Genomic DNA, 12238 nt, shown 5'->3' on the forward strand with positions numbered 1-12238 from the left:
ATTCCCTTTCTGCGACATATCTCAATATAAGCATATGTCTCAGGCGCTGACGGTGCCTTGTCTTGGATCAAGTGGCGATCAAGGAACGGGTTTGAATGCTGGTGCAACTGAAAAAGTGGCCGCCCCGGACCTGATCCGGGGCCAACCCTCCAGTAACCGACAATGCCTATTGCGTCGGCATCAAAAAGATCTCATTCACCGCGCAGCGCGAATCCGCCTTAAGCGCGTGCATCACCGCATCAGCAATATCCTCCGGCTGCAATTTGTCGGGCTTAGGCTCATCAAAGAATGGCGTGTCCACCATGCCCGGCGCGATCACGGTGCAGCGGCCGCCAAATTCGCGCATTTCTTCCGAAAGATTGCCGCCATAGCCATGCACAAACCATTTGGAGGCGCCATAAACCGACCCGGCAATATGTCGACGTCCGGCGGCGGAGCCAGTGAGCAGCAGATGGCCTTTGCGTTTTTTGAGGTGGGGCATGGCGGCCTTCACGGTCCACAAAACGCCCATCACATTCACCTTGATCATCTGCTCCCACTCATCCGGGTCGCCCGCCTCGGTGCCCGGCGCAGAAAGACCAGTGCCCGCATTGGCATAAACCGCGTCAATGCCACCAACCTGATCTGCGAACTTGTCCACCGCGTCCTTCACGCTTTTAAAGTCGGTCACGTCGCCGGGCAGGGCCGTAGCCTTGTCGCCCAACTCATCCACCAACGCTTTGAGCTTGTCTTCGGAGCGCGCAAAAAGCCCCACAGTCCAACCGTTTTGAACAGCCTGCCGTGCCGTCGCCGCGCCGATCCCGCTGGATGCGCCGGTGATAAAAAGTGTCTTCTCGCTCATAAAAACTCCTCAGTTTGAAAATCCAGCTGTGGGCATAACGCACGGGCCGAACTTTGGTTGCTTCGCGCCGTCTTAGCGCCTTGATAGGGCGAAACGACCGCCCAGCCCATCTTGATGATCATAAAAGCGCGCGCCGTAAGTTAAGCCCTTGAACCACCAAACCAATCAGGCAATAATGCCGCAAAGGGCAGGCCATTCGGCAGGCCAGCATTGATATCCCGCCGCTCTGTCGGCGCGAACATTTCGGGAGACAGGCATGAGCGGGTTGATGGCACTGCTGGATGATGTGGCGGCGCTGGCCAAATTGGCCGCCGCATCAATTGACGATGTGACGGCACAGGCCGTCAAGGCAGGCTCCAAAGCCGCCGGTGCGGTGATTGATGATGCCGCCGTTACCCCCAAATATATGCAGGGCTTTTCCCCGGCACGCGAATTGCCCATGGTGTGGAAAATTGCCCGCGCCTCGCTGATCAACAAGCTGATTTTCCTCTTGCCCGCCGGGCTGGCCTTGTCCGCTTTTGCACCATGGATGATTCCGCCTTTGCTGATGCTCGGCGGCGGTTATTTGTGCTTTGAAGGCGCCGAAAAGGTTGCCCATTTCCTAGGGTTTGGCAAAGGCCATGGCGGCCCGGACGGCAGCCACACCGAAGGCGATGCCGCCCATCTGGAAAAAGAAAAGGTGGCCGGCGCGATAAAAACCGATTTTATACTCTCGGCCGAAATCATGACCATCGCCCTGGCGGCCATCCCCGAAAGTGCTCTCTGGATGGAAGCTGCCACATTGGCCATGGTCGCGGTGGGCATCACCGTGCTGGTCTATGGCGCGGTGGCGCTGATCGTGAAGGCCGACGATGTCGGTCTCTATCTGGCCGAAAATGGCCGCCTGAGTTTAACCCGAGCCCTTGGCCGCGGCATTGTCTATGGCATGCCCAAATTCATGACTCTATTGATGGTGGTCGGCACCACCGCCATGCTCTGGGTCGGCGGCTCGATCATTCTGCACGCCCTCGACCAAATGGGCTTCTCCGCCCCTTATGACATGATTCACCACGTCGCCGTAGACGCCGCCAACGCCATTGGCGCCTGGCAAGGCGCGATAGAATGGACCGTTACGGCCGGCTTAGACGGCATCTTCGGCCTCGCCCTCGGCGTGATCCTGATCCCCATCGGCGTCAAAATCATCAAACCCCTCTGGACCAGATTTGCCCCAAAGCCCGTGGCGGCACCGGAATAAGAGAAAGCCAAGCGCGGGCGAGGCATTATTTCCCTCCCCTTGATGGGGAGGGATCAAGGGTGGGGTGGAGCCATAAGGCACAACGCCAACCAACCCGCATCCCCCTTTTCCTCGGGCTTCACCCGGGGATCCAGTCCGGCGCAACCGCACGCGGCGAGCGAGTTACCCCAGCGCACTCATCCAAGCCACCAATGACATCAATGCGCGCAAGCTTGTCTGGACATTTTCAAATCAGTGCGAAAAACAAGACCAATCGGCAGACTTTGCCACAGGATTAGCCCATTCTTAATGAGTTCACCGCAAGTTCTAAAGCTTGGGACTTTGTAAAGCAGGCTTGATTGGCATGTCTAAACCTATTGGTTGTAACGGCTGTAAAAATGCGGACGCGAACAAATTCGTCGTGCCGTTCACGATGGCATTTCAACCCATCGTTGATTTGGCCAAGGGGCATATCTGGGGATATGAGTCCTTGGTTCGGGGGCAGAACGGCGAAAGCGCGTTTGACGTCCTCAGCCAAGTCACTGAGGAGAACAGATACGCATTTGATCAGGCGTGCCGTGTTAAAGCGATTGAACTCGCTGGCGAAAAGATGCCCCCCGTTCAAATGCGATGTTGTCGATCAACTTTTTGCCCAATGCGGTATATGAGCCAAAGGCGTGCATCCGCGCCACCTTGGCCGCATCAGCAAAGGCAAATTTTAGCCCGAGTCGACTGATGTTTGAATTTACCGAGCAAGAGGAAATGCGGGATACCGATCATGTTCAGCATATTGTGACCGAGTACCGCAAAATGGGGTTCACAACTGCCATTGATGATTTCGGGGCCGGGTTTTCTGGTCTCGGTCTTTTGGCACGCTTTCAAACCGACATTGTCAAAATTGATATGGAATTGATCCGAAATATCGACCAATCGCCAAGCCGGCAGGCCATTGTGCAAGGGATCATGACGATGAGCAATCTCATGCAATTCAAAGTGTTGGCAGAGGGGGTCGAAACAGCAGCGGAAACTGACACTCTGCTCGAGCTGGGCATCGATCTTTTCCAAGGCTATTTTATCGCCAAACCCGCGCTCGAGACTTTTGCGCGCGAGGCCGATATTCCAGCTCTCTCCAATGGCCTTGCTGGTCCATGAAAGAAGCCAGCGGGCACACAAACTTCGCTACCCGCCGAAGAAGCCCAACGAACCGCTTGAATTTTTCTCCCGTCTTAAAAGCCACAGGTCCAAACCGGGCCAAAGAGCGCAAAAAAGCCCGATAACAACAACCGCACTCACATTCTAAAACTCTGATCGCTTCACCCAAAGCGCGGCTTCAATCCGAAGCCTTTTTACCAGCTGAAAGTCCGTTCTGGATTCCCGCGTGCGCGGGAATGACGAAGGTAAAGGCGGTGCGATCGCCGAACAGGGGAGGTGTTGGTGACGCTCGACCTAACCCACCACCCCGGACTTGTTCCGGGGGCCACACCAACAGCGCCCATGGCAGTGCCTAAGCGCCAAACACCACCGTCATTGCAAGACATGATCTTGCAATCCATTTCACTTGTCCTCTTGGCAAGAGATAGGAGAAAGGCCGAACAAGCCTGCCACTTGGCCAGTCGCAAATGGACCCCAAGATCAAGTCTTGGGGTGACGGGAGAGGCAATTTAACTGCCCAATCATTGATGTCGAGCCGGAGCCCTACTGCACAATGCCAACACCCCGCAGACACGTCATCCTCGGGCTTGACCCGGGGATCCAGTCAAGCGCAACCGAAGGCGTACAACGCCAACGGTATACTCCGCAGAAAGTCCAACCTGGATTCCCGCGTGCGCGGGAATGACGAAAGTAGCGGCGGTTCGATGGCTGTACGTTAGATGGGCCAGCCACCTGCCCACACGTCACCCCGGACTTGATCCGGGGCCAAAGAGATAGCGCTCATGGCAGTGCCCACCCCCCAAACCCCACCGTCATTGCAAGACTTGATCTTGCAATCCATTTCACATTTTCTCATGGCAAGAGGGAGGAGAAGACCGAACAAGCCTGCCGCTTGGCCAATCGCAAATGGGCCCCAAAATCAAGTCTTGGGGTGACGGGAGGAGAATGCTGTCGGGCATAATCAGGGGATGTTGGAGCCATTTGGCACAACGCCAACACCTCGCTCCCTCGTCATCCTCGGGCTTGACCCGGGGATCCAGTAAAGCGCAAACTAGGACCGAAGCCGTAAACGGTTTGCCCAACTGAAACTCCAAAATAGGTTCCCGCCTGCGCGGGAAAGATGAAAGCATTAGCGGAGTCCGATTCAAGCGACTATGGGACCAGTAGCCTGCACAAACATCGCCTGGGCTCGATTCAGGGCCTATGTAGTATTTTCCTCTAACCATTGGCATTGCTGAATGTCTAATACAACCTTGCCGTAAAATCCAAATGATGTGGTTTAATATATGAAGATCGAGTCTCAGGACCAAGCAATAGAAGCATTGCTAAAGGGAACAGTATTTGAAATCCCAAGTTTCCAAAGACCTTACTCTTGGGAGTTGGATCACATAAATAAGTTTTGGGACGACATACTGGAAAACATATCAGATACATATTTCATTGGTTCAATGGTTGTCTACAAAGGTAATCGCTCGAAAGTTTTTGTTGTAGACGGCCAATAGCGGCTAACAACCATCGCGATATTGCTTTGTGCATTGAGAGAAGGATTTAAGAAGGTTGGTGCCAAAGCTCTTGCAGAAGGCATACAGGCATACATCCAACAAAGAGATCGTGATTCGCGTGTCGTCTACGTGCTAAAAACGGAAACAAGCTATCCGTATTTACAAGAAGAGGTGCTCAAAGACAAACCTTCAACTATTGCCACGCGGCTTGGTGACGAAGAACGGGCCATCGAAAGAGCCTTTTCAGAGTTCAATAAAAAGATCGCAATAGAAACTGACGCTATTCTAGGTAATCTTGAAAGAACGCCTGAAGAAAACAAGACTGAGGTTGTACGCTGGCTTACTGAAATTAGAGATACGGTGTTAGACCTGAACGTAATCGTTGTTACGCTTGATAATGAAAGTGACGCTTACACGATTTTTGAAACGCTGAACACCAGAGGTAAGGACCTCGCGCTCACGGACTTGCTACGAAACCATTTCAAAAAGATGATCGACGAAGGGACAGAAGTTGATCATGCAACACTGAAATGGCGAAATGTAATTGCAACTATTAGGGGCGCGCCGATAAACCTGGATCCGGATGAGTTTGTAGTGCATTCTTGGCAATCAAGATATGATTTCGTAACAAAGGCCAAAGCTTTCGCCAAGGCGAAGGAGCGGATCGATAGTAGCAATGCTGACAATCATCTAAATCGCTTCCAAAGTGACGCTGAGCACTGGAGGTCAATCTTTGATCCTGATTTTAGTTGGACTAATGATGAGAAAGAGGTTGCGAAGTCACTTCGAGCATTGCGGATATTCAAAGTGAAACAGTCCACGCCCGGCATTCTTTCTCTAATTCGAGCATATAGGGATGGGATCATTCGATACCGGCATTTGCGCGACGCACTCAACATGATTGAAAAATTTCACTTCACCTTCAATGCAGTTACGTCTTCTAGGTCCTCCGGTGGAATATCTGGAATGTTTGCTTCATTTGGAAAACAAATGTTCAATAGCAGGAACACTGAGAGCGCAGTGCAAGTCTTGCGTGATTTGAATCGTAAACTTCGTGATAGAGCACCTGATCCGGATGAGTTTGATGCTAACTTTCGCCAAATTGTCTTCACACGTGGTCAAACTTCGCAGAAAGAGCTTATTAGATATATCTTGAAAAAGGTGCAAAATGAGGAAGGTAGTCCGACTGTGGGTGAAAGTGATGATCTTACAATCGAACACCTTATTCCCCAGGCGTCTGACCGGGATGAGACCATAGTTGGTCAAATTGGAAACCTTATTTTGGTCGACAAAGTAACCAACGGCCGATTGGCGGATAGGAGGTTTTCAGAAAAGAAAAAGATATTGCATGAAAGCGGATATCGGCTTCCATCAGCGTTTACCGAAGTTGACGACCTGACCGATGAAATCATCGAAGAAAATACCATGCGTGTTTCTAAGTTATCGCGTTCAAAGGTTTGGAGTATCTAGGCCTTGATCGGTGAGTGTTATGATCGCCGGTATGAGTTATATCCTCCGCCACAAAAAAAAGCCGCCTCGCGGCGGCTTCCTCATTTTCTCCAACCGCTTAGGTCAGATCATCAATATTGGTGATCACCCGGCCCAGCAGGCCATATTCAATGGCCTCTTTGGTGTTCAGCCAGAAATCGCGGTTGGTGTCTTCGGCGATTTTTTCCGGTGTTTGGCCGGTGGCTTCGGCAAACAGAATGTCGAACCGTTCGCGCATTTGCTTGATTTGCTCGGCCTGAATCTGGATGTCAGAGACTTTGCCGCCCACGCCGCCGCTTGGTTGGTGCAGCAGGAAGCGGGTGTTGGGCAGGCACAGCCGGTTTTCGCGTTTGGCGCCGATAAAGATCAGCGCGCCGGCGCTGGCCACCCAGCCGCTGCCGATGGTGCGCACTTTGGGCTTAATGAATTTGATGATGTCATGCACCATGTCGCCACTTTCCACATGGCCGCCAGGTGAGCTGATAAACACATTGATCGGATCATCAGATTGATCGGCAAGTGCCAACAACCGACCAGAAGCTTCGCGCGCGAGCTTGTCGTTGATTTCGCCTGTGATCAAAACCGTGCGGTTTTTAAACAGGATTTTCTCAACGGTTGGGTCGTTCTTGTTGTCTTGTTTGTCTTCGTTTTCATTTGCCATAGCTAAAATCTGTCCTTGCCGTTCGAAATGCATCTTGGCTTTTTAATTCATGATTCGGCTAAATCTAACGTAAAATTGTGTTCAGCCAAACAATTCCATTTGCCATTGTTAATGGGGCATGATCTCTTAGGTGATATTGGTTGCACCAATGTTCAAGGGGAGACAAATGCCAGTTATCAATCGTGTTGCTGAATTTCATAAAGAACTGACCGAAATCCGGCAAGACATTCATGCTCATCCCGAGCTGGGCTTTAACGAACATCGCACCGCAGCGCTGGTGGCGGAAAAGCTTAAAAGCTATGGCGTGGATGAAATTGTCACCGGCATTGGCAAAACCGGCGTGGTGGCGGTGATCAAAGGGCGCGAGAACAAATCCGGCAAAACCATCGGCCTGCGCGCCGATATGGATGCGCTGCCCATCACCGAGATTTTGAACCATGAGTATAAATCGCAAAATGAGGGCGTAATGCATGCCTGCGGCCATGATGGCCACACCACCATTTTGCTGGGCGCGGCGAAATATTTGGCCGAAACGCGCAATTTTGACGGCACCGCCGTGATGATTTTCCAACCCGCGGAAGAAGGTGGCGGCGGCGGCAATGAAATGGTCAAAGACGGGATGATGGAGCGCTTCGGCATTGATGAAGTCTATGGCCTGCACAACTCCCCCGGTACCAAAACCAATCACTTTGAAATCCGCACCGGCGCACTGATGGCCGCTGCTGACTTTTTTGAAATCGAGATTGTGGGCAAGGGCGCCCATGCGGCCCATCCGGACCATGGCATCGATCCGATCATCGTCGGCACAGATCTGGTGCAGGCCTTTCAACGCATCGTGTCGCGCAATGTGGGCCCGCTCAAATCCATTGTTGTGTCGGTAACCACCTTTCATTGCGGCACGGCGGACAATGTGATCGAACAAACGGCTCGATTGTCCGGCACCGTGCGCACGTTGGATATGGACGTGCGCGACTATGCGGAAAAGCGGATGCAGGAAATCTGCAACGGCATTGCCCAATTGCATGGCGCCAAAATCAATCTGAACTATCAAAAAGAATATCCGGTCACCATCAACCATCCGGCGCAAACCAAATTTGCAACGGAGGTCGCCAAAGAAGTGGTGGGCGAAGATCGAGTGAAGGACGATATTGAACCGGTAATGGGCGCGGAGGATTTTTCCTTTATGCTGCTGGCCCGGCCCGGCGCTTATATTTTCTTGGGGCAGGGCGACACGCCAAATTGCCACCACCCGGAATATGATTTTAATGATGAAATCATCCCCACCGGCTCCAGCTTTATGATCAAGCTGGTCGAAAAAGCAATGCCGATTGGAAAAAATTGAAATTTCGCCATAAAAAGCTGGAGTTTTGCTGAAATAGACTAAAATTATGGCGCTCGATTTCAGTTTTTGCGCAAAAGAAAAGGGATTTCAGATGGTTACACCTGAAATCTCTCTCTAATTTCGATGATTTTGACCCTTAGAATGTTTTAAAGGTCAGCGTGGTCAACGAACGCTCAATGCCCTCAATATCCAAAATATTGTCGTTGATGAACATGCCCACATCGTCCCCTTCGGGAATATAGATCTTCATCATCAAATCAAAATTTCCCGAGGTCGAATAAAGCTCGGAAACAATTTCGCGCTCGTGAATTTTGTCGGCAACTTCATAAGTCTTGCCCGGCTTGCACCGCAATTGAACAAATACGCAATTCATAATTGTGTCCTCACATGCCAAAGTTCGGGGAATAGTTCCACATCCAGCATCCGGCGTAAATAGCTCACGCCACCTGTGCCGCCTGTGCCCCGTTTAAAGCCGATAATCCGTTCCACCGTGGTGACATGGTTGAAGCGCCAGCGGCGAAAATAATCTTCAAAATCAACAAGCTTCTCGGCGAGTTGATACAACACCCAGTGCTTTTCCGGGTCCTTATAAATGGTCGCCCAAGCCGCTTCAACACCGTCGTCGGCCACATGGGTTTTGCGCACATCGCGGTCCAGAATATCTTTTGGAATATCGACGCCATTGGCATGCACCAGTTGCAGCGCCACATCGTAAAGGCTTGGCACCTCAAGCTCTTTTTTGAGCATGGCGTGAATTTCTTCCCGGTGCGCATGGGGCTTCAGCATGGATTGGTTGCGGTTGCCCAAAATATATTCAATCTGCCGATATTGGTAAGATTGAAAGCCGGAGGATTGGCCCAATGTCTCGCGAAACTGGGTATATTCCGACGGGGTCATGGTGCGCAGCACGTCCCACGCATTGTTGAGCTGCTCGAAAATACGCGCCACCCGCGCCAGCATTTTGAACGCTGGCTCAAGGCGGTTTGCCTGCATCGCCGCGCGGGCCGCATGCAGCTCATGCACAGCCAGCTTCATCCACAATTCGCTGGTTTGATGCTGGATGATAAACAACATCTCATCATGCGCCGTGGAGAGCGGTTTTTGCGTGTTGAGGATGGTATCAATTTGCAAATAGTCACCATAGGACATGCGTCCATCAAATGACATTTGAGCGCCTTCTTCGCTCGGATCATATGGCTTGATCATGTAACTTTTGACCTTTTTTGGTACTTGGGATCGTCCCAAACCTTATCATTAATAATCGTACCAAGAATGGCCGCAGCGCCACGCACATCATCATGATCAACATAAAGCGGGGTAAACCCGAACCGCATCATATCCGGGGCGCGGAAATCGCCGATTACCCCGTTGGCAATCAGTGCCTGCATCGCCGCATAGCCATTCTCGAAATGGAATGACACTTGCGAACCACGGCGCTTGCCTTCACGCGGCGACCCCAATTGCAGTTGCGGGCAAAGCCGCTCAACTTCATCAATAAACAAATCACATAACTCGATGGACCGCGCGCGCACCGCGTCCATCTCCACCATGTCCCAAATGTCCATGCTGGCTTCCAAAACGCTCAGGGCGATGATCGGCGGCGTGCCCACACGCATCCGCTCAATGCCCGGCGCCGCGCGATAATCGAGATCAAAGGCGAACGGCGCTTCGTGACCCATCCAGCCGGAAAGGGCCGGGCGCGCCGCATCTTTATGCTTGTCCGCCACATAGATAAAAGCAGGGGCACCGGGACCACCATTGAGATATTTATAGGTGCAGCCCACTGCAAAATCAGCGTTGCAGCCTTCAAGGTCAACGGGCAATGCGCCTGCGGAGTGGGCCAAATCCCAAATGGTCAAAATGCCATTGGCATGGGCTTTTCCGGTCAGCGCTTTCATGTCGTGCTTGCGCCCGGTGCGATAATCCACCTCGGTGATCATCATCACGGCCACATCGTCGGTCAGCGCACCTTCAACTTCTTCTGGCGCGACCACACGCAGCTCATATTCGGCGCCCAAGCTCTTCAATAAACCATCGGCCATATATAGGTCCGACGGGAAATTGCCGCTGTCGGACAGCACGACCTTGCGGCCCGGATTGAGCTCCAATGCCGAGGCCAAAGCCTGATAAACCTTGATCGACAGGGTGTCGCCCATGACCACAGAACCAGCGGGCGCGCCGATTAATTTGCCAATCCGGTCGCCAATCTCGCTGGGCTTGTTGATCCAACCGGCCTTATTCCAGCCGGTGATCAGCATCTCGCCCCATTCATCTTGAATGGTGCGCTCCACCACGCCCATCGCCGCTTTTGGCAACGGGCCAAGGCTGTTGCCATCCAGATAAATCATGCCCTTGGGCAGATGAAACTTGGCTTTGGTCTGGGCGAAAATATCGGTCACGCTTGCTTCTCTCTTAACTGGAACCGTTGGATTTTTCCGGTTTGGGTTTTGGGCAATTGATCAGTGAAGATCACGGAGCGCGGATATTTAAACGGCGCAATGGTGGCTTTCACATGATCCTGCAAAATTTTGATCAATTCCTCTGATGGCGTGGCGTCTTCGGTTAGGACCACATGGGCTTGCACAATATGCCCGCGCTCATTGTCTGGCACGCCAATCACCGCGCATTCAAGCACATGCTCATGCGACAAAAGCGCTGCTTCAACTTCAGGTCCGGCGATGTTGTAGCCAGATGAAATGATCATATCGTCATTGCGGGCAGCAAAATGGAAATAGCCATTCTCGTCTTCCACAAAGGTGTCGCCGGTAATGTTCCACCCGTCCGTGACATATTTGGCCTGCCGCTCATCATTCAAATAGCGACAACCTGTGGGGCCACGCACGGCCAAACGCCCCGGTTCGCCACGCGGCATTTCGTTCATCTCGTCGTCAACCACTTTGGCTTCATAGCCGGTCACCGGCTTGCCGGTGCACGCAGGTTTAGCATCATCCAAGCGGTTGGAGATAAAGATGTGCAGCATTTCGGTGGCGCCAATGCCGTCCAGCATCGGCTTGCCGGTTTTTTTCTGCCATTCCTCAAACACAGGCTCAGGCAAGGTTTCACCCGCGGATACCGCACAACGCAAGGTGGACAAATCCGCCCCTTCATCCATGGCCCGCAACATCACGCGATAGGCGGTGGGGGCGGTAAAACAGATGGTGGCTTTGTGGGTCTCGATGATCTCGATCATGTTCGGTGGCGACGCTGTTTCCAGCAAGGTGGCCGTTGCGCCAAAGCGCAAGGGGAACACGGCCAAGCCGCCCAGCCCGAAAGTGAAGGCCAAAGGTGGCGAGCCGACAAACACATCCTCTGGAGTGACTTGCAACACCTCTTTGGCATAGCCATCAGCGATGATCAGCAGATCGCGGTGGAAATGCATGGTGGCTTTTGGTTCACCCGTGGTGCCCGAGGTAAAGCCCAACAGGGCCACATCGTCGCGACCCGTTTTCACCGCGTCAAACTTCACCGACTTGCCCAAGGCAACCCGATCCAGTTCCGCATCATGATTGGCCGTGCCATCAAAGCCGATAATGGTTTTGAGATATTTCGAGGTTTTGCCGCAGGCAACAATCTCGTCCATCATCCGCGTGTCGCACAAGGCAAATTCAATTTCGGCCTTGTCGACAATGGCACCCAATTCGCCCGCGCGCAGCAACGGCATGGTGTTCACCACCACCGCGCCTGCCTTGGTGGCGGCCAGCCAGCAGGCAACCATGGCGGGGTTGTTGGCAGAGCGGATCAACACGCGGTTGCCCGGCTTCACGCCATAATCTTCCACCAGCGCATGGGCCAAACGGTTGGTCCAGTCCGCCAATTCCTTATAGGTGCGCTGGCGGCCATTGCCGATCAAAGCAGTGTGGTCGCCAAAGCCTTTTTCCACCATCGCATCGGTGAGGGCGCGGCCTACATTCAAATATTCCGGATAGGTGAAATCTTCCGTATTGATCTGCGGCCACTGATCAAATGGCGGCAAGTTCTCCCGGCAAAAATGGTCCACATGTCCGGTTGGTCCTAAAGTTTCCATCATCCCCTCCCAAGC

General features: G+C 52.7%; 9 protein-coding genes and 2 pseudogenes. 5 read left to right on the forward strand and 6 right to left on the reverse strand.

From position 1 onward, the window contains the following. Positions 1–166: 166 nt before the first annotated feature. The gene (locus L1I42_RS03790) at positions 167–841 is read right to left on the reverse strand and encodes an SDR family oxidoreductase (RefSeq protein WP_236113162.1); all 675 of its coding nucleotides are present in this window, start codon (positions 839–841) and stop codon (positions 167–169) included. 256 nt (positions 842–1097) lie between these two features. Between L1I42_RS03790 and L1I42_RS03795 the strand changes: the two genes are divergently transcribed. The 4 genes and pseudogenes from L1I42_RS03795 to L1I42_RS03810 all read left to right on the forward strand — a co-directional run bounded on the left by L1I42_RS03795 (position 1098) and on the right by L1I42_RS03810 (position 6178). Next, the gene (locus L1I42_RS03795; RefSeq protein ID WP_236113163.1) at positions 1098–2075 is read left to right on the forward strand and encodes a DUF808 domain-containing protein; all 978 of its coding nucleotides are present in this window, start codon (positions 1098–1100) and stop codon (positions 2073–2075) included. Between the two features lie 343 nt (positions 2076–2418). Continuing rightward, positions 2419–3206: pseudogene (locus tag L1I42_RS03800) on the forward strand (EAL domain-containing protein). 1286 nt (positions 3207–4492) lie between these two features. Beyond that, positions 4493–5179 (forward strand): annotated as a pseudogene (locus L1I42_RS03805) (DUF262 domain-containing protein); the annotation flags it as partial. A gap of 519 nt (positions 5180–5698) precedes the next feature. Continuing rightward, a complete protein-coding gene (locus L1I42_RS03810; RefSeq protein ID WP_236114163.1) occupies positions 5699–6178 on the forward strand; it encodes an HNH endonuclease family protein in 480 nt (159 codons plus the stop codon). 97 nt (positions 6179–6275) lie between these two features. Here L1I42_RS03810 and L1I42_RS03815 read toward each other — a convergent pair whose 3' ends face one another. Then, positions 6276–6857, reverse strand: coding sequence for an ATP-dependent Clp protease proteolytic subunit (locus L1I42_RS03815; RefSeq protein ID WP_236113164.1), 582 nt, complete (start codon positions 6855–6857; stop codon positions 6276–6278). Between the two features lie 166 nt (positions 6858–7023). Here L1I42_RS03815 and L1I42_RS03820 point away from each other — a divergent pair, with 166 nt between their 5' ends. Beyond that, positions 7024–8199 carry a M20 aminoacylase family protein gene (locus L1I42_RS03820; RefSeq protein WP_236113165.1) on the forward strand — a complete coding sequence of 392 codons (1176 nt, stop codon included), beginning with the start codon at positions 7024–7026 and terminating at the stop codon, positions 8197–8199. Between the two features lie 136 nt (positions 8200–8335). Here L1I42_RS03820 and L1I42_RS03825 read toward each other — a convergent pair whose 3' ends face one another. From L1I42_RS03825 to L1I42_RS03840, 4 genes are read right to left on the reverse strand one after another with little or no spacing between them, the layout of a single operon-like run. Next, positions 8336–8572 carry an Lrp/AsnC ligand binding domain-containing protein gene (locus tag L1I42_RS03825; RefSeq protein ID WP_236113166.1) on the reverse strand — a complete coding sequence of 79 codons (237 nt, stop codon included), beginning with the start codon at positions 8570–8572 and terminating at the stop codon, positions 8336–8338. Then, complete coding sequence (gene kynA / locus L1I42_RS03830; protein WP_236113167.1) at positions 8569–9405, reverse strand: tryptophan 2,3-dioxygenase; 837 nt, start codon at positions 9403–9405, stop codon at positions 8569–8571. The genes L1I42_RS03825 and kynA overlap by 4 nt, the downstream gene beginning before the upstream one ends. Further along, complete coding sequence (kynU, locus tag L1I42_RS03835; protein ID WP_236113168.1) at positions 9402–10598, reverse strand: kynureninase; 1197 nt, start codon at positions 10596–10598, stop codon at positions 9402–9404. The genes kynA and kynU overlap by 4 nt, the downstream gene beginning before the upstream one ends. Continuing rightward, positions 10595–12223, reverse strand: a complete 1629-nt coding sequence (locus L1I42_RS03840; RefSeq protein ID WP_236113169.1) for an AMP-binding protein — start codon at positions 12221–12223, stop codon at positions 10595–10597. Before L1I42_RS03840 ends, kynU begins: the two co-directional genes overlap by 4 nt. Between the last annotated feature and the right edge of the window lie 15 nt (positions 12224–12238).

Source organism: Maritalea mediterranea, from assembly GCF_021568695.1.
Classification (GTDB): domain Bacteria; phylum Pseudomonadota; class Alphaproteobacteria; order Rhizobiales; family Devosiaceae; genus Maritalea; species Maritalea mediterranea.

Excerpts from the sequence above, each read along its gene's own strand:
- L1I42_RS03790 (WP_236113162.1), bottom strand. The coding sequence starts at position 841 with ATGAGCGAGAAGACACTTTTTATCACCGGCGCATCCAGCGGGATCGGC.
- L1I42_RS03795 (WP_236113163.1), top strand. The coding sequence starts at position 1,098 with ATGAGCGGGTTGATGGCACTGCTGGATGATGTGGCGGCGCTGGCCAAA.
- L1I42_RS03810 (WP_236114163.1), top strand. The coding sequence starts at position 5,699 with ATGTTCAATAGCAGGAACACTGAGAGCGCAGTGCAAGTCTTGCGTGAT.
- L1I42_RS03815 (WP_236113164.1), bottom strand. The coding sequence starts at position 6,857 with ATGGCAAATGAAAACGAAGACAAACAAGACAACAAGAACGACCCAACC.
- L1I42_RS03820 (WP_236113165.1), top strand. The coding sequence starts at position 7,024 with ATGCCAGTTATCAATCGTGTTGCTGAATTTCATAAAGAACTGACCGAA.
- L1I42_RS03825 (WP_236113166.1), bottom strand. The coding sequence starts at position 8,572 with ATGAATTGCGTATTTGTTCAATTGCGGTGCAAGCCGGGCAAGACTTAT.
- kynA (WP_236113167.1), bottom strand. The coding sequence starts at position 9,405 with ATGATCAAGCCATATGATCCGAGCGAAGAAGGCGCTCAAATGTCATTT.
- L1I42_RS03840 (WP_236113169.1), bottom strand. The coding sequence starts at position 12,223 with ATGGAAACTTTAGGACCAACCGGACATGTGGACCATTTTTGCCGGGAG.